We start from the raw sequence: 19,528 nt of genomic DNA on the forward strand, positions 1-19,528 counted from the left end.
GCCTGACACAAAAAGGGACGCGCCCATGACCATGCCAGCGATCACCGGCCACGGGGTCTACACCCCCGCCTTGAGCATCTCGAATGACGAACTGGTCGAGGCGTTCAACGCCTACGCCGACCGCTGGAACGCCGAACACGCCAAACAGATCGCGGCGGAAGAGGTCGAGGCCATGACCCACTCCAGCGCCGATTTCATCTTTTCCGCCTCCGGCATCGAAAGCCGCTATGTTCTGGACAAGACCGGCGTGCTGGACCCGGCGCGCATGTTCCCCAAACTGGCCGCCCGGCCGGATGAGGCCCCCGGCCACATGGCGGAAATGGCGGTCGATGCCTGCGCCAAGGCGCTGGACATGGCCGGGCGCGCCGGGGACGAGATCGATCTGGTGATCTGCGCCGCATCGAACCACGAACGCGCCTACCCCGCCGTCGCCATCGAGATCCAGCAACTGCTGGGCGCTGGCGGCTTTGCCTTTGACATGAACGTCGCGTGCTCCTCCGCCACCTTCGGCATTCAGGCCGCCGCCGACATGATCCGCGCGGGCAGCGTGAAACGCGCGCTGGTCGTCTGCCCCGAAATCTGCTCGGCCCATCTCGAATGGCGCGACCGCGACTGCCACTTCATCTTTGGCGACGTCTGCACCGCCGTCGTGGTGGAACCCGCGTCAGAGGCCAAGGGCGATCACTGGCTGATCCATTCGACCCGTTGCGCCACGCAGTTTTCCAACAACATCCGCAACAACAACGGTTTCCTGCGCCGCACCCATGACCAGATGGAAGACCGCCGCGACATGCAGTTCATGCAGAACGGGCGCAAGGTCTTCAAAGAGGTGCTGCCGATGGTCTCGGCGCATATCCTTGACCACCTCGACGCCACCGGCTGGCAGGCGGACGACCTGGGACGCCTCTGGCTGCATCAGGCCAACAAGACGATGAACGATTTCATCGGCAAAAAGGTGCTGGGCCGCATGCCGGAGATCGGCGAACAGCCCAACATCCTGCAAGACTACGCCAACACCTCTTCCGCCGGGTCGATCATCGCCTTTTCCAAACACTCCGGCGACATGGCCAAAGGTGCCAAAGGCGTGATCTGTTCCTTTGGCGCGGGCTACTCAGTCGGATCGGTTCTGGTCGAACGCGCCTGAGCGCCCGCCTTTTCGGCGGCCTTTTCCGCCGCCTCTTCGGCCTCCATCGCCTCTTCCAGCTCTTCGGCCTCTTCCTCGCCATCGGACAGCGCCACGGTTTCAGGCGTGGAGCCGCGCGCTGGCAGCGTCATCTTGAAGCTGCCCTTTTCCCTCTCGGGCACAGCGGCGCGCTGCATGATCCGCCACAGCGTGTAGAAAATCATGATCACATGCGCCGAAATAGTGGTCAGGAACAGCCCCTGCGCACCCGCCATGGCCATCATGACTCCCGCCAGCAACGGCCCGGCGATTGAGCCGATGCCAAAGACCATCAACAGCCCGCCCGACACCTGAATCGACGTGCCCTCGGGCGCGTGATCGTTCGCATGGGCCACGATGATCGGATACAGGGCATAGATCGCCGCACCGAAGACCCCGACCAGTATAAGGTTCGTCATCCGGTCCTGCGGCGCCAGCAGGATGAACCCCAGATCCGCCGCCAGCGCCAGAACCGCCGCCCCCACCAGCACCTTGCGCCGGTCCATCCGGTCGCTGAGAAAACCAATCGGCACCTGTGACGCCGCCCCCGCCAGAATCGGGATAGAGGCAAACAGCGCAATGGCCGTCAGCGGCAAGCCGACGCCCCCGGCATAAACCGCCGCCAGCGTGCCGAAAGACGCGTTTGAAATCCCCACAAGGAACACCGCCACCACCGCCACCGGAGAGTTGCGCCAGAGCAGCGACAGGTTCAGGTTCACCGAGGTCAGCGGCGCGGGCGTGTGCGAGGTCGACAGCGCCGTCGGCACCAGCGCAAGCACATAGACAATCGCCCCCACCGCAAAAAACATGAACCCGGCGACGCTACCCAGCGCGATCACCATCTGACCGGCGGTCATCGCGGCAAGGTTCACCATGGTGTAGATGCCAAAGATCGTGCCGCGGGTCTTCGGGCTGGCCTGATCGGATAGCCAGCTTTCGACAATCATCGCAGCACCGGCGAAACAGAACCCCGACACCGCGCGCACCGGAATCCAGAACTCGGCAGAGACCAACAGCGCCTGCAACAGGATCGACACGGCGGCAAAGGCGCACATCACGCCAAAGGCGCGGATATGGCCGACCGATCCCACGATGCGCGGCACAAAATAGCATCCCGCCACATAACCCACCGCCCAGCCGGTGCCCAACAGGCCCAGCGACGTGGCGCCAAACCCCTCTTGCGCACCGCGCAGCGGCAGGACAAGCCCGTGAATGCCCCCCGCAAACAGCAGCAGGGCGGAACCGAACAAAAGGGCGCTGACGGGCAATAACTGGCGGATCATGCGGGCACCGTACTGGATCGTTTGCGGGCTGCAAGGGCGGGAATGGCCGCGCCTTCAGTACATGCGGGTGGTCGCATCGTTGTCATGAACGGCCTGAACCTCTTCCAGCGTCTGCCCGGTGTCCACCGCGCCTTTCACCCAGTCCGCCAGCGACGGCACCCCGTCAAGATCCGGCCAAAGCTCCGGCACCCAAAGCCGCGACCGCACCGAGGACTTCGAACAATGCATAAAGGCCTGCGCGACCGTGACCACCAGCACCAGATCCGGCACCTTGCCGTTGACCGCATGGCGCGCGCGCAGGTCCGCATCCGCCGCGATGCGCCCGGTGCCGGACACCCGCAACGTCTCCTTGAATCCGGGGATCAGAAAGATCAGGCCGACACCGGGGTTCACCAGCAGGTTTTCAAAGCCGTCCAGCCGGTGATTGCCCAGCCGGTCCGGTATGATCAGCGTATCGTCCCCAACCACCTCGACAAACCCCGGCGCATCGCCTTTCGGTGACAGATCATGCCGCCCGTCGGCCCCCACGGTCGAGATCAGCACATAAGGACAGCGCGCGATGAACGCGCGGCCCACATCGTTGATGTGACCCAGATCCTTTTGGCTGGCGTTGCCGGTCCATTCGGGCAGGATTTCGCGCAACCGTTCGCGGGTGGTAATCTGATCCTTCAGTGTCAGTGCCATGCCCTGCTCCCTGTTGCGTGGGGTCAGGCTACCCCAGACGCGCCGGATCGCAAAATCCCGCCCGCCCCCGGACGATGCGCCGCATCCGCCTTTCTTCCCAATCCCCCCGGCCGCACCTTACGCTAGCGGCACCTCATTTTGCCGGAGACGCCTCATGTTCAGACTGACCGCCCTGTTCCTGCTCTGGCCGCTGGCCCTTGCCGCTGACATGCTGACGCCCGAGCAGATCGCCCCCGGCATCTGGGCCATCGAAGGCCCCGCCACCCAGCGCGATCCCGAAAACCTTGGCAACAACGCCACCTTCGGCCTGATCGACACACCCGCCGGGGCCGTGCTGGTCGATCCCGGCGGCAGTTGGAACGGGGCAGAGGCGCTGCACGGCGTGGTGCGCGGACTGACTGACAGCCCCGTTGCCTATGTGATCAACACCGGCGGTCAGGATCACCGCTGGCTGGGCAATGGCTATTGGCAGGCGCAGGGGGCCAGCGTCATCACCTCTGCCGCCGCCCATGCCGATCACCTGGACCGGGGGTCACTGCAAATGACCGCCCTGCACACGCTCATCGGCCCGGATGGTTTGGCCGGGACAGAGCCCACCAGCCCCGACATCATCTTTGCCGACCGGTATGAGCTGACCCTTGGCGACACCCGGATCGAAATCCTGCATGTCGGCCCCGCCCATACCCCCGGCGACAGCCTCGTCTGGCTGCCCGACAGCGCCACGGTCTTTACCGGAGACGTGGTCTACGTGGGCCGGGTTCTGGGCGTGATGTCGTTTTCCGACAGCGCCCATTGGCTGGACGCCTTTGCGCAGATCGAGGCGTTAGAGCCCGCCCATTTGGTCCCCGGTCACGGCCCCGCCACCGATCTGGCGACCGCGCAAAAGGACACGCGCGACTATCTGGCCAACCTGCGGGACCAGATGCGCAGCCATATCGACGATGGCGGCGACATCCTTGGCGCGGTCGATGTGGACCAGTCCGCCTTTGCCTATCTTGACCAGTTCGACGCGCTCGCCCGGCGCAACGCGCAGACCGTCTATGAGCAGATGGAATGGGAATGACCTGCGCCACAGCGGTCACGTCAGGCCGCAAAGGTTACTGCGCCGCGCCGTCCGGACGCCGCGCGGGCACGCCAAGCGTCACTTCCTTGACCAACACGCTGATAAAGTTCACGTCGCGTTCAAACCTTGCCTGAAAATCCGGATCGCTCACCGGAGCACGGGTCAACTCGACGCTGCCCATGGACAGGGACAGGCCCGACACATTCACACTGGTCTGGCCAAAGACCTCGGCCAGCTTGGCCTGATCGGTCTTGCCCCGCCGACCGACGGACAGGTTTCCGAGGTTCAGGGCAAAGTTGAAATCCACCTTCTTCTTTTTGTCGGCCTCCGTTGCCGCATCCTTGGAGGCGCGCAGAAAGGCGGCAAAGGACTGCACGCGCTCTTCCAGCGCCGTGGTCAGATAGGCGGTATCGCCGCGCCGCTCCAGCCGTTCCAGTTCGCCGACGAAATTGTCGATCTCGGCAATGAAATAGGATTTGTCCTCACCCCGCTTGCCGCCAAAAAGATACTGGTTGTAAACGGCCTTGAGCCGGGACAACGCGGCGCTGAGGGGGACATAGACCGTCTCGACATGCGCCCGCGCCCGGTCAAGATAGGCGTCGTCCTGCGAGTGGCGGCGCTCAAGTTCGTATTTCTCGATCTGCTGGGTGAATTTCCGGCTCAACTGCCAGAGCGCAAAGCCCCCGGTCACAAGGCCGGTCACCACCCCGATTAGACCCGTCAGGAACTCGCCGCTGCCAAAAACTGACCAGAGCGGATGCGTGGGCGGCTGGATGAAGGTCAAAGAAAGGATCATGGCAGGACGATCTAAACACTAGACAACCAATAGGGGAATGATGCCACACCCAGTCGCGCAGGGCAACGGTCCGGGCCTATTGCCCCGCGCGGTCGCCCGTCGCCTCACGCCAATGCCTGCGGCACAGGCTGACATAGGTCTCGTTGCCGCCGATCTGGACCTGTGCCCCGTCGGTCAGAACCGCGCCGTCCGCCCCTTGCCGGATCACCATCGTCGCCTTGCGACCGCAATGGCAGATCGTGCGCACCTCGCGCATTTCATCCGCCAGCGCCAACAGCGCGGCCGAGCCCGGAAACAACTCGCCCCGGAAGTCGACCCGCAGCCCGTAGGCCATGACCGGGATGCCCAGATCGTCGACCACGCGGGCCAGTTGCCACACTTGTTCGCGCGTCAGGAACTGCGCCTCGTCAATGAAGATACAGGCCACCGGCCCCGCGTCCAGCCGCCCGGAGATGCGCGCAAACAGGTCCGTCTGCGGCTCAAAGGTCTCTGCCGGGCGCGACAACCCGATCCGCGAGCCGATCTGACCATCCCCCGCCCGGCGGTCGATCGCCGCCGTCATCAGGTAGGTTTCCATGCCGCGCTCATTGTAGTTGTGCGCCGCCTGCAACAGCAGCGTCGATTTGCCCGCGTTCATGGTCGAATATTGAAAGTGCAGCTTGGCCATGGCCCGGTGATGCCCGACGGGTCCGTTTTAGGCAAGATGCGCGAAAGCCGCGTCCCCGCAACCACAGACCCCTGCTGACGTTAGGTTATCCGCCATATGCATCTTGACCCGCGCCAAAATCACGCATGACATTGCAGAACCGGTAGAATAGTGGGAAAAACCGGCGAGTAGTCCCCGGAACACGTAACCGGGGAAAGGGGATGGTCTTATGTCGGTCGTTGGACGGTATCTGAAGAAACACATCGAGGCGCTCGTCAAGGACGTCGGCATCGAGGCAGCCTGTGAACTCACGGGCAAATCCAAGGCGACGCTGGGCCGCTACTACTCTGACTACCCCGAACACGCCGACCGGTTCATGCCGGTCGATGCGGTGGCCGCCCTCGAAGAGGCGGCATCCTATCCGCATGTCACCGCGGCCCTTGCGGAACTCAAGGGCATCCAACTGCAATTCGACGACAGCCGTCGCAATTCCAAACCCTCGGGCAACGTCAATTCCGACGTCATCGCCCTGGCCCAGCGCTTTGCCATCCTCATGGGCGAATACAACCAGTCGATCGAGGACGGCGTGATCTCTGCCAATGAGGCCAAGCGCCTGCTCAAAGAGACGGTGGCCATCCAAAAGGTTCTGATCGACATGAAGCTGAACCTTGAGGACGAGACCACGCACTAAAGGCCCATGTCCAGCAACGACCGCCCAGACCGACTTATCCTGCATCTGGGGCACGGAAAAACCGGGTCCACCTCGATCCAGCGGACGCTGCGCGCCTCGCGGCAGGCCCTGCACGCCGCTGGCCTGCTGTTTCCCGACCCCGGTCGCCACGACAACCATCAGCTTTTGTTCCCGCACCTGCACGGCGACCTGCCCGACGACCCGGTGCAGATGGCCTCTCTTGCCGCCACGCCAGAGGCCGCGCGCACGAATGCCAAAGGTCTGTGGACCGCGCTCCTGCAACAAATCGCCAAGGAACGGCCGCGCGGCGTGATCCTGAGTTGCGAAAACCAGTTCCGCCCGCTGCCGCCCGACGCGCTGCACCGGCTGACCCAGCATTGCGCGCAAATCGCCCAACGGACGCAGGTGGTGGCCTACCTGCGCAGCCCGGCACAGTTCTTTTTGTCCAACATCCAGCAGGACGTGAAAAAGCGCGCCGAATTCCGGCCTATATCGGCCAGCCGCATCCGCGACACGCTGGGCCCGTTTGTGGATCATGGCCCCGGCCCGGTTTCCGCACGCTGCTTTGCCCGCGATCAACTGCTGGGCGGCGACGTGGTCACTGACTTCGCCCAAAGGTTCCTGCCGGAACTGGACGCAGACAGCCTGACCCGCGGCGCGGCAGAGGAAAACAGTTCCGTATCGGCAGAGGCAATGGCCCTGTTGCAGCAGGTGTTTCGCGGCCACCGTGACCTGCCCCGCGCCTACGCAAAGGACCTCAAGGGGTTCCGCAAGATCATCGTCGAGACGGACAAGGCGGTCGAGGGCTACCGCCGCCCCGCCCTGTTCTCCGAGGTGCGCCAGATCGCAGAGGCACGGGTCAGCGACCTGGAATGGACCAGAGACGTGCTGGGCGTCACCTTTGCGGATGTGCCCGCCCCCGGCATGACACGGGCAGCGGCGGAAACCGCCTATGCCACGTTGCGCGATGTCGCTCAGGTCTGTGCCGTGGACAGCCACCGGCTAGAGGCGCTTTGGCAACAGACACTGGCCCGCGCCAAAACGCAGGCCCGCCCGTTTGGATGGCTCTTTCGCCGCTAGCGGCGCGTCAGACCAACCGCCCCCACAGGTCGTATTCGCCGCTTTCGTCCACCTCGACGGTGACGATCTGACCGGGTGTCAAATGCGCGGCCCCTTCGTCGATGAACAGGTTGCCGTCGATCTCGGGGGCGTCTGCCTTGGTGCGGCAGGTGGCAACGCCGTCCTCGTCCACGTCATCTACGATCACATCCATGATCTGGCCCAGCTTTGCCGCCAGCTTGGCCTCGGAAATCGCCTGTGCTTTTTCCATGAACCGCGCCCAGCGCTCTGCCTTGACCTCTTCCGGCACATGATCCGGCAGCGCATTGGCCCGCGCTCCGGCGACGTTTTCGTATTGAAAACAGCCGACACGATCCAGTTGCGCCTCATCCATCCAGTCCAGCAGGGTCTGGAACTCATCCTCGGTCTCACCGGGGTAGCCGACGATGAACGTCGACCGCAGGGTGATGTCAGGGCAAATCGCGCGCCATGCGGCGATCTCATCCAATGTGCGGGAGGCCGCAGCAGGCCGCGCCATCCGGCGCAGCGTATCCGGGTGCGCGTGCTGGAACGGAATATCCAGATAGGGCAGCACCTTGCCATCCGCCATCAACGGGATCAACTCACGCACATAGGGATACGGATAGACATAATGCATCCGCACCCATGCGCCGAGGTCCCCCAGATCCCGCGCCAGATCCAGCAGCGGGAACTTGGTCTCGCGGTCTTTCCAGTCGGTGCCATAGGCCGAGGTGTCCTGACTGATGACCAGCAGTTCCTTTACCCCCGCCTCGACCAGCTTTTCCGCCTCGCGCATAACCGCCTTGTGCGGACGGCTGGACAGTTTGCCGCGCATATCGGGAATCACGCAGAATTTGCAGGCGTGATTGCAGCCCTCGGAAATCTTGAGATAGCTGAAATGGCGCGGCGTCAGGCTGACACCGCTGGCGGGCAGCAGGTCGATAAACGGATCAGGGTCCGGCGGCACGGCGGCATGGACCGCGTCCAGCACCTGTTCGTATTGATGCGGGCCCGTGACGGCCAGCACCTTGGAATGTGCACCGGTGATATATTCGGGCTCTGCTCCCAAACAGCCGGTGACGATCACCCGCCCGTTTTCGTTCAGTGCCTCGCCAATCGCCTCTAGGCTTTCGGCCTTGGCGCTGTCCAGAAATCCGCAGGTGTTGACGATCACCGCGTCGGCGCCACCGTAGTCGGACGAGATGCCATAACCCTCGGCGCGCAGCCGGGTCAGGATGCGCTCGCTATCGACCAGCGCCTTGGGACAGCCAAGGCTGACCATGCCAATCGTGGGCTGACCGGGACGGGCGGACTCTGTCACGCGGGCGCGGGCAAGGTCGGGGCGAAGATCTGGGGGATTCTGTGACATGGCGCCTCATAGCGCGGCAGCGGCGGCTGGGGAAGATAGCAGGTGATGGCTTGGCGATTGATCGAACAGCATGAAAGCGCCGATGGCGCGGCGCGGGTCGGGATGCAGACCGATGGCAGCGGGCATTACCGCTATGTCCTGTCGATCTGGATCGCCGCCGCCCCCGAGGACGAAGGCGCACTGGGCGACGGCCTCTGGATGGACGCAGAGGTCTCTGGCCTCTACGGCTAGCGCGGACCTTGCCTGAATGACGCAAAACGCGCCCTGCGGTTGCGGGGCGCGTCGGCGGCAAGCGTTAACGGCAGGTAAAACCGTCTCTGTAACCCATTGATTTTACGTACCCGCCTTGCTGTCCACGCGTGGACAGCCCGGATTCACCGGCGACGGTCGCGCCGCGCGCTCATCGGCTGAAAGGCGACGCCCACATGGGCCTCACAATAGGGTTTGCCCTGCTGGACGGGCAGGCCACAGAACCAGAAATCATCGGTCGCCGGGTCCCCCACGGGCCATTTACAGGTCCGCTCGGTCAGCTCCATCAAGGTCAGCCGCTTGGCCTTCTTCTCGATCTCGCTGACCTTTGCCAACGCCTCGGGGCTGATCTCATTGGTCGACGGCTGCGGCGGCAGCGGCTGACCCGCCGGAATGATCGCCTTGCGCGCCGGGCTGATCGCCGGGGTGGTGGCGACGGCGGCGGGCTGCGGCTTGGCCTCCGGGGCCGGATCGGGCTTGTTCGCCGGGGCCGGCTTGGGCGGCGCCTTGGCCTTGGGTTGCGCCTTCGGCTCTGCCGGCTTGGCCTCGGCCTGCGCGGCAGGGGCGGCCCCGGCGCGGTTCGACAGGCCCAGACGGTGTACCTTGCCGATCACCGCGTTGCGCGTCACCCCACCCAGTTCCTTGGCGATCTGGCTGGCCGACTGGCCCTCGGACCACATCTTCTTGAGCAGTTCTACGCGTTCATCGGTCCACGACATCAGGTTACCTCAGCGAAAAAAGCGGCCACGAAGGGGCCGCCTGATGTTTTCTTGGTTGGCCCTATTCTAATCATCGATGCACGAGTTACAAGACGGCGAGCAGAATTGGAGAGACCATGTCCGAGACATTCAGCTATGAGCCGGGAACACGCCGCTTTGGCCGCGTCAACTGGCTGGGGTTCTGGACCCTGTGCAAGCGTGAGATCCTGCGGTTCACCAACGTCTGGACCCAGACCCTGCTGGCCCCGCTGGTCACTGCCGGGCTGTTCCTGATGATCTTTACCATCGCCATCGGCCCGCAGCGCGGCGACGTGATGGGGGTTGCCTTTACCACCTTCATCGCGCCCGGCATCCTGATGATGACGGTGATCCAGAACGCCTTTGCCAATACCTCCAGTTCGCTGATGATCTCCAAGGTGCAGGGCAATATCGTCGACACGCTGATGCCGCCACTGTCGGCGGCCGAGGTCGTGCTGGGCTTTGTCGTGGGCGGCACCGCGCGGGGGACATGCGTCGCCCTTGCCCTGCTGGCAATGTTCTGGGCAGTACTTGGCATTGTTCCGGCGGCCCCGCTGGTGACGCTGGCCTTTGTAGTCCTGGGCTCTGCTTTCATGGCAGCGCTGGGGCTGATCGCGGCGATCTTTTCGCAAAAATTCGACCAGATGGCGGCGATCACCAATTTCATCATCACGCCGCTGGCCTTCCTGTCCGGCACGTTCTACTCGGTCGAGGCGCTGCCAAGCGGGCTGTATCAGGTCACGCACCTGAACCCGGTCTTCTACTTGATCGACGGCGCGCGCTGGGGTGTGATCGGCGTGTCGGACACCGCCCCGGCCATCGGCTTTGCCATAGCGCTTGGGGCGACTGCCTTTGCCGTGCTGGTCGCGTGGTGGCTGTTCCGCCGGGGAACGCGGCTCAAATCCTGAGCGGGATACCGGACTTGCAAAAATCGTGGCAGGTGGACAGTCTGGACCTGATTGAAGTTTTTAGGTCCGACCGGGTTGCGACCGGTCGCTTCAGGAGGTTGCCGATTTGAAACCAAATCCCTTTTTCCAGACCCTTGCCGCCGTGTTGGCCCTGTCCGGGCCACTGGCGGCCCAATCTTTCGAACTCAAAGGCTTCCATCTGGAGCCTGAACCGGAAGCGCGCGCCAAGGCGCTCAGCGATTGCCTTGCCGGGATGGCCGATCGTTGCGGCCCCCGCGTTCAACTGACCACACGCGGCATCGACCGCTCGTCGGTGCAGGGGTTGGTTGACGGCGCACCGCCCGCGCAGACCAACGGGCTGAAACCCCGCCTGCTGGTCAAGGAACGGACCAAGGACACCCCCAGCGCCGTCGCCACGCCTCTGGTCAGCATCGACGTCGAGATCTTTTTCGACTCCAACAGCGCAACGCCCAGCGCCACCTCTGTGCCCGACATGCAGGCGCTGGCCACGGCGATCACCGACCAACGCTTTGCCACCAAACGGTTTGTCATTCTGGGCCACACCGACGCGCGCGGGTCGGACGCCTACAACCTCGACCTGTCCGAGCGCCGCGCCGACAGCGTGCGGGCGCGGTTGCAAAGCCTGTCTGGCCTTGCCGCCGACAGGTTCATCTCTGCCGGACGCGGAGAGCAGGAACTCAAAGACCCGACAAACCCGGACGGCGACGTGAACCGCCGGGTGCAGATCATCCTTCTGGACAGCTAAGGGGCCTTGCCATGACCCGTTCCATCCTTGCCCGGCTGGCCCTTGGCCTTGCCGCGCTGACCCTGTCACCCGCTGCTGGGAAGGCGGAAACCTATGACCTGCGCTCTGACCTGACCTGTGAGGCGCGCGATGCGGTGACCGACCGGCTGGCCACCGACACCCGTGTCGCGGTGGGCGCGGACAGCGTGAATGTCGGGGGTCGTTTTACCCTCGACTGGAGCAGACCCGGCTTTCCCGAGCGCGAACCCATATTCCTGATAGTGTCCTTTGATCGCCCCGTGCGCTTGTCGGGGGACGGGATGTACGCGCTGCTGCCCGAAGGCCGCGCGCCTTATGGCATTTCGTGGGCACCCGACCAGACCCGCGCCGTGATCCCCTATTTCGGGCGCGACATGCCCAAGAGCGGCTCTATCGAGGTAGAGCCGCTTCTGTCCGGTCCGCTGACCCTGAGCTGGGCCGTGGTCGGCCACAGCGGATGCGCCGAACGGATCGGCCCCGATGGTCAGGGCACGCAGACCGTCGCCGTGACAACCGCCGCCCGGCCAGTGATCGTGGTCAAGGACCCGGTGACAGAGGATTTGCCGCAAAAGGTGCTGGTGAGCCGCGACGGCTCGCGTCACCTGCAACTGTTCGACGGGCGTTTTCGCCTGACCGATTCAGCGACCGGGGCGGAAATTCTGGAGCTTGTGGGAAAGCCGCATTTCTCGCCCGGCGGACGCTACGTCGTCCTGCCCGGCGCGGACGAGGCCGGGATATTTGACGCGGTGGACGGCACCCGCGTTGTGCCCGCAAACGATGGTTTTGTCTGGAACGCCGGCTGGAGCGCGCTGATCTGGTCACATGAGGACAGCTTTGTGTTGCAAGTGCTGTCGGGCAACGGCCTGTCGCAACTTCATAATTTCGCCGCCGGAAAGACCGTAAGGGTGACGGGTAACGGCTGCCGCATTTGCGGGGGGAACCAGAATGCCTACCGTCTGGATCTTGAAAACAACGTCTTCATCGCCGAAGGCTATAATGAACTGACGGGGTGGCGATTGAGCAGCGGCACCGAGGTATCGCAATTCCGCCCCGAGATCACCGGCGGCGCGCGCGTCACTGATGCCAACCGCCGCAATGCCCTGCGCGACATTGACCGGCAGCAAGCCGTAGCCACTGTCGCACTGGGAAAAGGGTTGATCTATTCCGACCAGATCGCGCTGTCGGTGCCATTTCCCTCCGGTTTTGCCAGTTCGAACAATCTCAGGGATAACAATGAGATTGCCTATGATCTGTCCCCTTACCTGCATCCGAACCAAGAGGTGACGCAGGTCGCGCAGGGCGGGACCGGCCCGAGCGGCGGCACCGGCGGCGCGCTTGCGTGGCGCTCTATCGGAGCAGAGGCGGGCAGTCCGTCATCCGTACGCATCGTCAAACGCCTGCGCGACTTCGGCCTGTCGGCCATCAGCGGCGCGCCTGTTGAGGAGACCGACATCGCTGCGACGTTGCCCGCGTTTGACGACAATCAAACCTATGATGCGCATGACGCCAAAGTGGCATCCGTTTACGCCGCCCTGTGGCAAACGATCGGCGAAGACACCGGGGTCGATGTGCGGCGCTTTGCACGGCGGGAGTACGCCAGTTCCTGTAGCCTCCAAGGGGACGGCAAGTTGCTGGGCGAATTCGACACGCTGTGGAGTTGGACCTCAGGTGGCGAAACCCATAGATTGACAACCCTCCAGTGCGCCGAGGGGTCCGCCGCGTTCAACAACCCCACGACCTACCTGTTTTCCAGTGGGCTGGAGGGCGGCGTGTCCAGCCGTGAAACCAGATGGGGCGACGTCTCCGATCTGGACCTCGGCAATCCGGGCTCGAACATCGCCAATCTATGCACCAGTTCGATTGACGCCTGCGGGTTCGAGGTGCAGGTTTTTGGCAACACCCTGATCCTGTTTTCCCGCCCGGCCAGCGCCTATGCCATCGTCGATCTGACGACCGGGCAAGTGGTGAGCAAACAGTTTGACCTGCCGCGCGGCGATCTGTTCGACAATGTTCTGATGACCGAAGACGGGCGTCACCTTGTCACCCTCCAGAAGGACGGTAGCTTTTTCGTCAATCGGCTGTCGGATGCGCAGCCTGTGCTGTCGGGGCTGTATGCCGATGATGAGGTCATCGTCTGGACTGAGGACGGTCGCTATGACGCCACATCGGAGGGGGCGTATTTCGTCTCGTACACCTTTCCGGGCCACTTTGGTGAGTACACCGCCCAACAGTTTGAGGGGTATCTGAGGGTGCCGGGGCTGGCGCAGCATGTGCTCTTGGGCGTCTACCAACCGGCCATGGTTGAAATCACGCCGCCCCCCGTCCTGCGCGCCTCTGTCGAAGTGGCAGGCACACAGGCAGTGCTGAAGGCAGAGGCACAGGCACCCGTGGCGCTCCGGGCGTTGACGGTGTTTCAGGACGGGTTGCGTACGCAGGATTTTGCGGCGGATGGCCCCGTCTCTGACTGGCAGGAAACCATCGACCTCTTGCCGGGAACGCGCTGGCTCAGCCTTGTGGCGACGGATGTGAACGGCGTTGCCAGTGCGCCCTACAGCGTTGAGATCCCGCAACCCGCCGACGCGCGCCGCCTGCATGTCTTTGCCATCGGCGTGGATGACTATGGCGACCCCTCGCTGAACCTGACAGCGGCGGTCGGCGATGCGCGCCTGTTTGCCTCTGCGCTGGCGGATCGCGCCGGTGACGGGGTGCAGATCGCCTCTCAAACCGTGCTGCTGGACGCCGAGGCGACACCGGACCGCATCCTGTCGGAACTGGAGACACTGGTGCAAACCGCCCGCCCCGGCGACACCGTGGCGATGTATTTCGCCGGTCACGGGCTGGATCTGGGCGGGCGCTATTACCTTGCCGGCTCTGGTGTCGATATCGATGACATCGCCGGCAGCGCCCTGCCTTTTGACGCCATCTCTGCCCGGTTGCGCGATGCCGACCTGCGCATCGCCCTGTTTATCGACGCCTGCCACAGCGGACTGGCGGGCGACGGGCTGTTTTCGACCAACGATCAGGTTGTTGGCGGCGCGCTGGACCAGATCCCCTCGGGGCTTGTGGTCTTTGCTGCCGCCAAGGGGCGGGAGTTTTCGCTGGAAGACCCGGACACCGCGCAGGGCTTTTTTGCGCAGGCCTTGGCGGAGGTGCTGCACGACCCGGCGCGCGATCTGAACCGCAACGGCGCGGTCGAATTGAGCGAGCTGTTCCGCGGCACCAAACAACTGGTGTCCGACAGGGTCCGACAGGCACAACAGGGCGCCGCCCCGACCGATCTGCTGACCCAGACGCCGTGGATGGCGCGCAACCTGATGGTCGGGGATTTCGCCCTGTTCTGAGGCGCTTAGATTGCGGCGCGGGCCGTCACCCGCGACAGGACCTCTGTCGTGACGGCCCGTGTCCCCATGTCTCCGCCAAATTCCATCGGGCGCAGGGCATTGGCCTCAAACCCGGCCTGCACCGCATCGTCGATCAACTGCGCCGCCTCATCGAACCGCGCATTCCCCGTCTTTTCCGCCAGATATTCCAGCATCAAGGCCCCCGACAGGATCGCCGCCAGCGGGTTTGCCTTGTCCTGTCCCATGATGTCCGGCGCGCTGCCGTGGGCGGGTTGAAACAGGCCCGTTTCATCGCCGATCTCGGCGCAGGACGCCATGCCCATGCCGCCGACCAGACCGCCCGCCAGATCGGACAGGATGTCACCGAACATGTTTTCCATGACCATGACGTCATAATCCCAAGGGTTGCGGATCAGGTTCAGCGCCTGCGCATCGACATAGGCGTACCCGGTTTCGACCTGAGGAAACTCGGGCGCGATCTCATCGAATATTTTTCGGAAAAACGCCATCGAAGCAAAGACATTGGCCTTGTCAACGCAGGTCAAGCGCCCCGGCTTGCCCCGCGATTTGCGTTTCTCGGCAAGACGAAACCCAAAGCGGTGCAGTTTTTCCGTGGTCGCGCGGGTGATGCGCAGCGTGTCCCGCACCTCTGTGTCGCCGATGATTTCGCTGCGATTGTGGACGGCGGCGGAATAGAAAAGGCCCTCGGTCGACTCGCGCAGGATGACCATGTCGATACCTGCGGCCCGTGGATCGGCCAGCCGCTGCGGCGCATTGGGGTAGGCCCTCACCGGACGGACGCCAGCATACAGGCCGTAACGGTCCCGCAGCCTCAGGTGGGGACTGATCTCTGTCCCGTTGGCATGGCGAATGGCGGGCAACCCGATGGCCCCCAGAAAGATCGCATCCGCCTGACCGACCTTTTCTTCGCCCCCCGGCTCGATGTCCTGCCCGGTCTCGGAGAAATATCCGGCCCCGGCAAGAGTTTCTTCGAACGACAGGGCACATCCGCCCACGCGGGACGTCGCGGCCTGCGCCACCTCCAGCGCCGCCTCAGCGACGTCCTTGCCGATTCCGTCGCCCTTGATGACCGCGACCCTGCATGTTTTCGTCATTCCGCTTTCCGCCACAAAGATTACGAGACTGCCAATCTCCCGGGCCACCATCCGCGAGAGAGCGCCAAACGTCTATGGCTCCGATTCTGTTTTTCGGGCCTGAGCCGCCAAAAGGCCGCGTTTTCCGGCTGCATCTCAATGGCAAGGGTATCTTATGAATGCCATCATGGCGCACTGCGGTCACATTTATCTGTTACCCGGACACCCGCTTGCCAACAGCGGGGTTTTGCACGGAGGTCCCTTGTGCCAGAACCGTCGCAAGCATCGAAATCAATTGCCCCTTGCTGATCGGTTTGGCCAGAAATGCGTCCATTCCGGCCCGCAGACATGCGTCCCTGTCGCTGTCGTACGCATTGGCTGTCAAGGCAATGATGGGCGGCTGGGGGATTGGCAGATTTCTGATGACTTGGGTTGCGGCCAGCCCGTCCAGTTCCGGCATGGAAACGTCCATCAACACGATGTCCGGGGCCAGCGATTGACAGAGTTCGACAGCGCGGCGACCGTTTTCCGCGTCGATTAAGTCGACGGGCAAACCCGCCAGGTATTTACGAATGAGAATGCGATTGGTCTTGTTGTCTTCGGCAAGCAAAACCCTTTTGCCGATCAGTATGTTCAGGTCAGTGTGGATGACCTCCCCGTCCCGTTTGATCGGACCCAATGGCGTGCTCGTCTGAATTTCGAGGGTGAATACACTTCCCACCCCCAAGGATGAGGCCACGCGGATGTGCCCCCCCATTTGCCCGGCAAGCATTTGCGAAATCGTCAGGCCAAGTCCGGTGCCCCCAAATGCCCGCGAGATCGTGCCATCCGCTTGGGAGAACCGCTCGAACACCTGATCGACCTTTTCTGGCGCCATTCCGATGCCCGTATCCGTCACCTCGATGATCAAGCGATAAGGGTCATGCGGGGCGCAGGTGGCGCGCACGCAAACACAGCCCACCGACGTGAATTTCACCGCATTTCCAACAAGGTTCAAAAATATCTGGCGAAGGCGACCATCGTCGGCACGCACCACTTTGGGAATTTCTTCGGAAATGTCCAACCGGATTTCCAGGCCCTTTTCGCGCGCTGCGGACCGGATGAGATCCACCGCATCCTCGATACAGGATCGCAGTTCAAAGTCCTCATCGGACACAACAACCTTTCCGGACTCAAGACGCGACAGATCCAAAATGTCGTTGATGATCTTCAGCAGGGCCTTTGACGAACTGCGAATGAGATCCACGTTTTGTTTTTGCTCAGCGGGCAGTGGATGATCGGCCAAAAGCTCTGCCATACCGATGATCCCATTCATCGGAGTGCGGATTTCGTGGCTCATGTTGGCCAGAAATTCGGATTTCGCCTGATCCGCTTTTTCCGCAGCCAATTTAGCATTTGCAAGCTCGCGTTCGCGTTGCTTATTTTTCGTTATGTCACGTTCAACGCCGATGACCATGGACACCTTGCCCTGAACGTCACGAACCGGGACAAGATGAGTCTCGACCCAGATCATTTCCCCCGACTTGGTGTAATTCAATATTTCGGTACGGAATTTTTCACCATGTTTGAGATGCCGCGCGATTTCGAGGATAGTTTGCGGATCGGTCTCCGGGCCATTCAATATTTGCGATGGCTTTCGCCCCTTGACCTCTTCAAGCGTGTAACCGGTCATCTTGCCAAATGCTGCGTTGGCCCAGATGATCCGCGCCTCCGGGTCGGTCACGACGATACTGTCCGAGGCGAGTTGCGCCACGGTGGACAGGCGGCTTAGCTCTTTCTGGTGTTTTTCCAGCTCCCTTTCCCGTTGGTGCAGTGTCTGGATCACGCCACGACGAAAGGCCGACATCCGACAAGCCAGAAACGTCGGCAAAAGGACCATGCTGCCAGCAATCAAAAGACCGATCCGAAAAAGCCAAAGGTTGTCTGGCGATTTCGTCCATCCTCCATTGGGTATCGCCGCCAATTTCCAGGTCCCGGCAGGCAAAACAATCTCCAGAAAGACGGGGTCTTGGTCATAAATCGCGGGGTCGCCGAAGAACAGGGCACCCGCATCGCCCATCCCATCCTGCCCTTTGAGAGCAATTTTCAGAGTTTCCGTGGGGCCGATGATACCCGCATCCCGGTAAACCGCCTCAGCGTCAATCACCGCTGAGAGTATCCCCCAGAACCGAGGCCCCGAAGGGCCTTTGGCATACACCGGGAAACGGGCGATAAACCCAATCCCGCCCTGAACCAAATTGACCGGTCCAGCCAGAACGATGCCGCCTGTCTCACGCACACGCATGACCGCGTTTCTTTGCGCGGCCGTTTCTTTGTAATCGAGGCCGATCACCGCGCTGTTTTCCTCAAACGGATGCACGAGGTTGACGACCAGATCGGGGGCTACCGCGATATTGATGAACTGCTCATCTCCGCCAATCGCCAGATTGGCGATTTCGCTGAACCGGTCTTGTGTCATGCCCAGATCAGTCGACAAAACCGCAATCAACCCGCGCACAAGCTGAATGTCAGCGTTCAGCGATCCCTCTAGCTTTGACCGGATCAGTCCGGCATCGGTTTGAACCTCTGCACGTTGAGACTGAAAGTGAATGGTGCGGTTCTGCTGTTCCGCGATGACAAAGACAAACGACAGAACGATGAAGGCAATCCACGCCGGAACGTAGACCCGGCTAAACAACACCGACTTTCGCGCGCTTGCTGTCTCGCCCAGCGTCAATTTGGTTTCGCTCCGCACCTGTCGGGTTATGTCGGTGCCACAGCTTTCGCGGAAAACCGTTCAAAACAGGTTAAGCAGACCGCGTGAACGGAGCGCGGACAAGGGCGAACACCCTTTGTGAGGAGGGTTACGCACCGCCTGGCAACGTTAACACGCTGACCTCAAAGGCGTCTCTTTGTGGTGCCGCGACGGGACATGCGAGACGCTCATAAAGGACCCAAATCCTTACCAGCCTTCGATCTCCAGCAAAAACTCAACCTCTCCCGCAAAGTCGCGTCGAATCTGGAAAAAGCAACTTGCCGGGGTCGAGACATCCGCCCAATGGAAAACATCGCTTCTCATGTCGATACCGTAGAGTGCGAAAAACCGGGGATACGAAACCTTCAATCTCATCTGACCGGGACTGGACGACAATATCTGGATGCCGTGGTCCGTGCTGCTGCTGGGGGATTGCGCGTGAATGTCCCACTCCGTGTACGCATCCAGCCCCGGAACCGGGTATCCGTTGTTCGCAACGAACGAGACGGCGTCTTGCAGCGCCTCAACGGACATGGACGCGTCGACCACCTTGGCAAACCCAATGGTGATCCGCGGCTTGCCCTCTGGAACGTAAATGTAGTTCGGCAGCGGTGTGCTCCCTTTACGTTCGTATCTTGCCTTGAGCGGCCCAAGCGACAGAATCAAACCGTCTTTGACCAGCTCATCCATCCGGATTTTGGCCATTGCGATGACATCGTCCTTGGTTTCAGTTTCAAAGTCACATGGGCTTGGCCCGACCTGTGTCTGTGCGGAGGCCAAAGTGCCAGCCGCCGTAAAGATCGCTCCGGCGATCATCCTTGAGACGCGTGTCATGGGGAGCCTCCATATGAGCGGCCATAGCATTGGGTACGTACCCTGCTTAGCCAAAACGCCCTGTGCAGGTATA

Annotated in this window: 17 protein-coding genes; 8 read left to right on the forward strand and 9 right to left on the reverse strand. The window is 62.4% G+C overall.

The window, feature by feature from the left end; genetic code table 11:
* The first annotated feature begins 25 nt into the window (after window positions 1-25).
* Entirely contained in the window at window positions 26-1,144 is a 1,119-nt protein-coding gene (locus tag VOI21_RS22990) for a beta-ketoacyl-ACP synthase III (protein WP_323772309.1), read from the forward strand.
* Here the strand turns inward: VOI21_RS22990 and VOI21_RS22995 are convergent.
* Complete coding sequence (locus VOI21_RS22995; protein WP_323772310.1) at window positions 1,108-2,445, reverse strand: MFS transporter; 1,338 nt, start codon at window positions 2,443-2,445, stop codon at window positions 1,108-1,110. The genes VOI21_RS22990 and VOI21_RS22995 overlap by 37 nt on opposite strands.
* A gap of 54 nt (window positions 2,446-2,499) precedes the next feature.
* A complete protein-coding gene (locus VOI21_RS23000; RefSeq protein WP_323772311.1) occupies window positions 2,500-3,129 on the reverse strand; it encodes an MSMEG_1061 family FMN-dependent PPOX-type flavoprotein in 630 nt (209 codons plus the stop codon).
* Window positions 3,130-3,283: 154 nt separating this feature from the next.
* On the opposite strand from VOI21_RS23000, the gene VOI21_RS23005 reads away from it, so the two are divergent.
* The gene (locus tag VOI21_RS23005) at window positions 3,284-4,192 is read left to right on the forward strand and encodes an MBL fold metallo-hydrolase (RefSeq protein ID WP_323772312.1); all 909 of its coding nucleotides are present in this window, start codon (window positions 3,284-3,286) and stop codon (window positions 4,190-4,192) included.
* A gap of 34 nt (window positions 4,193-4,226) precedes the next feature.
* On the opposite strand, the gene VOI21_RS23010 is transcribed toward VOI21_RS23005, so the two are convergent.
* Window positions 4,227-4,988: a hypothetical protein gene (locus tag VOI21_RS23010; protein WP_323772313.1), complete on the reverse strand. Its 762-nt coding sequence runs from the start codon at window positions 4,986-4,988 to the stop codon at window positions 4,227-4,229.
* 76 nt (window positions 4,989-5,064) lie between these two features.
* Window positions 5,065-5,655: a thymidine kinase gene (locus VOI21_RS23015; RefSeq protein ID WP_323772315.1), complete on the reverse strand. Its 591-nt coding sequence runs from the start codon at window positions 5,653-5,655 to the stop codon at window positions 5,065-5,067.
* Window positions 5,656-5,863: 208 nt separating this feature from the next.
* Here VOI21_RS23015 and VOI21_RS23020 point away from each other — a divergent pair, with 208 nt between their 5' ends.
* Together VOI21_RS23020 and VOI21_RS23025 are read left to right on the forward strand one after the other, a co-directional pair.
* Window positions 5,864-6,325, forward strand: coding sequence for a hypothetical protein (locus tag VOI21_RS23020; protein WP_323772316.1), 462 nt, complete (start codon window positions 5,864-5,866; stop codon window positions 6,323-6,325).
* A 6-nt stretch (window positions 6,326-6,331) separates the two neighbouring features.
* Window positions 6,332-7,405: a hypothetical protein gene (locus VOI21_RS23025; protein ID WP_323772317.1), complete on the forward strand. Its 1,074-nt coding sequence runs from the start codon at window positions 6,332-6,334 to the stop codon at window positions 7,403-7,405.
* A 7-nt stretch (window positions 7,406-7,412) separates the two neighbouring features.
* Here the strand turns inward: VOI21_RS23025 and rimO are convergent, their stop codons facing one another.
* The gene (gene rimO / locus VOI21_RS23030; protein WP_323772318.1) at window positions 7,413-8,774 is read right to left on the reverse strand and encodes a 30S ribosomal protein S12 methylthiotransferase RimO; all 1,362 of its coding nucleotides are present in this window, start codon (window positions 8,772-8,774) and stop codon (window positions 7,413-7,415) included.
* Between the two features lie 45 nt (window positions 8,775-8,819).
* On the opposite strand from rimO, the gene VOI21_RS23035 reads away from it, so the two are divergent.
* The gene (locus VOI21_RS23035; protein WP_323772319.1) at window positions 8,820-9,005 is read left to right on the forward strand and encodes a hypothetical protein; all 186 of its coding nucleotides are present in this window, start codon (window positions 8,820-8,822) and stop codon (window positions 9,003-9,005) included.
* Window positions 9,006-9,148: 143 nt separating this feature from the next.
* Here VOI21_RS23035 and VOI21_RS23040 read toward each other — a convergent pair whose 3' ends face one another.
* Window positions 9,149-9,742: a GcrA family cell cycle regulator gene (locus tag VOI21_RS23040; RefSeq protein WP_323772320.1), complete on the reverse strand. Its 594-nt coding sequence runs from the start codon at window positions 9,740-9,742 to the stop codon at window positions 9,149-9,151.
* Between the two features lie 116 nt (window positions 9,743-9,858).
* Between VOI21_RS23040 and VOI21_RS23045 the strand changes: the two genes are divergently transcribed.
* The 3 genes from VOI21_RS23045 to VOI21_RS23055 all read left to right on the forward strand — a co-directional run bounded on the left by VOI21_RS23045 (window position 9,859) and on the right by VOI21_RS23055 (window position 14,793).
* Window positions 9,859-10,668, forward strand: coding sequence for an ABC transporter permease (locus VOI21_RS23045; protein ID WP_323772321.1), 810 nt, complete (start codon window positions 9,859-9,861; stop codon window positions 10,666-10,668).
* Window positions 10,669-10,774: 106 nt separating this feature from the next.
* Complete coding sequence (locus VOI21_RS23050) at window positions 10,775-11,434, forward strand: OmpA family protein (RefSeq protein ID WP_323772322.1); 660 nt, start codon at window positions 10,775-10,777, stop codon at window positions 11,432-11,434.
* 11 nt (window positions 11,435-11,445) lie between these two features.
* Window positions 11,446-14,793, forward strand: coding sequence for a caspase family protein (locus VOI21_RS23055; RefSeq protein ID WP_323772323.1), 3,348 nt, complete (start codon window positions 11,446-11,448; stop codon window positions 14,791-14,793).
* Between the two features lie 5 nt (window positions 14,794-14,798).
* Here VOI21_RS23055 and VOI21_RS23060 read toward each other — a convergent pair whose 3' ends face one another.
* The 3 genes from VOI21_RS23060 to VOI21_RS23070 form a co-directional block, all read right to left on the reverse strand.
* Window positions 14,799-15,908: an isocitrate/isopropylmalate dehydrogenase family protein gene (locus VOI21_RS23060; RefSeq protein ID WP_323772324.1), complete on the reverse strand. Its 1,110-nt coding sequence runs from the start codon at window positions 15,906-15,908 to the stop codon at window positions 14,799-14,801.
* A gap of 193 nt (window positions 15,909-16,101) precedes the next feature.
* A complete protein-coding gene (locus VOI21_RS23065; RefSeq protein ID WP_323772325.1) occupies window positions 16,102-18,603 on the reverse strand; it encodes an ATP-binding protein in 2,502 nt (833 codons plus the stop codon).
* Window positions 18,604-18,828: 225 nt separating this feature from the next.
* The gene (locus tag VOI21_RS23070) at window positions 18,829-19,455 is read right to left on the reverse strand and encodes a hypothetical protein (protein WP_323772326.1); all 627 of its coding nucleotides are present in this window, start codon (window positions 19,453-19,455) and stop codon (window positions 18,829-18,831) included.
* Window positions 19,456-19,528 lie beyond the last annotated feature (73 nt).

Origin of the sequence: Antarctobacter sp., assembly GCF_034670325.1 — a bacterium.
In the GTDB taxonomy this organism is placed as follows: domain Bacteria; phylum Pseudomonadota; class Alphaproteobacteria; order Rhodobacterales; family Rhodobacteraceae; genus Antarctobacter.

Coding starts and splice junctions, on each gene's coding strand:
- VOI21_RS23045 (WP_323772321.1), top strand. CDS start 9,859: ATGTCCGAGACATTCAGCTATGAGCCGGGAACACGCCGCTTTGGCCGC.
- VOI21_RS23055 (WP_323772323.1), top strand. CDS start 11,446: ATGACCCGTTCCATCCTTGCCCGGCTGGCCCTTGGCCTTGCCGCGCTG.
- VOI21_RS22990 (WP_323772309.1), top strand. CDS start 26: ATGACCATGCCAGCGATCACCGGCCACGGGGTCTACACCCCCGCCTTG.
- VOI21_RS22995 (WP_323772310.1), bottom strand. CDS start 2,445: ATGATCCGCCAGTTATTGCCCGTCAGCGCCCTTTTGTTCGGTTCCGCC.
- VOI21_RS23020 (WP_323772316.1), top strand. CDS start 5,864: ATGTCGGTCGTTGGACGGTATCTGAAGAAACACATCGAGGCGCTCGTC.
- VOI21_RS23035 (WP_323772319.1), top strand. CDS start 8,820: ATGGCTTGGCGATTGATCGAACAGCATGAAAGCGCCGATGGCGCGGCG.
- VOI21_RS23060 (WP_323772324.1), bottom strand. CDS start 15,908: ATGACGAAAACATGCAGGGTCGCGGTCATCAAGGGCGACGGAATCGGC.
- rimO (WP_323772318.1), bottom strand. CDS start 8,774: ATGTCACAGAATCCCCCAGATCTTCGCCCCGACCTTGCCCGCGCCCGC.
- VOI21_RS23040 (WP_323772320.1), bottom strand. CDS start 9,742: ATGTCGTGGACCGATGAACGCGTAGAACTGCTCAAGAAGATGTGGTCC.
- VOI21_RS23015 (WP_323772315.1), bottom strand. CDS start 5,655: ATGGCCAAGCTGCACTTTCAATATTCGACCATGAACGCGGGCAAATCG.
- VOI21_RS23070 (WP_323772326.1), bottom strand. CDS start 19,455: ATGACACGCGTCTCAAGGATGATCGCCGGAGCGATCTTTACGGCGGCT.
- VOI21_RS23005 (WP_323772312.1), top strand. CDS start 3,284: ATGTTCAGACTGACCGCCCTGTTCCTGCTCTGGCCGCTGGCCCTTGCC.
- VOI21_RS23010 (WP_323772313.1), bottom strand. CDS start 4,988: ATGATCCTTTCTTTGACCTTCATCCAGCCGCCCACGCATCCGCTCTGG.
- VOI21_RS23000 (WP_323772311.1), bottom strand. CDS start 3,129: ATGGCACTGACACTGAAGGATCAGATTACCACCCGCGAACGGTTGCGC.
- VOI21_RS23025 (WP_323772317.1), top strand. CDS start 6,332: ATGTCCAGCAACGACCGCCCAGACCGACTTATCCTGCATCTGGGGCAC.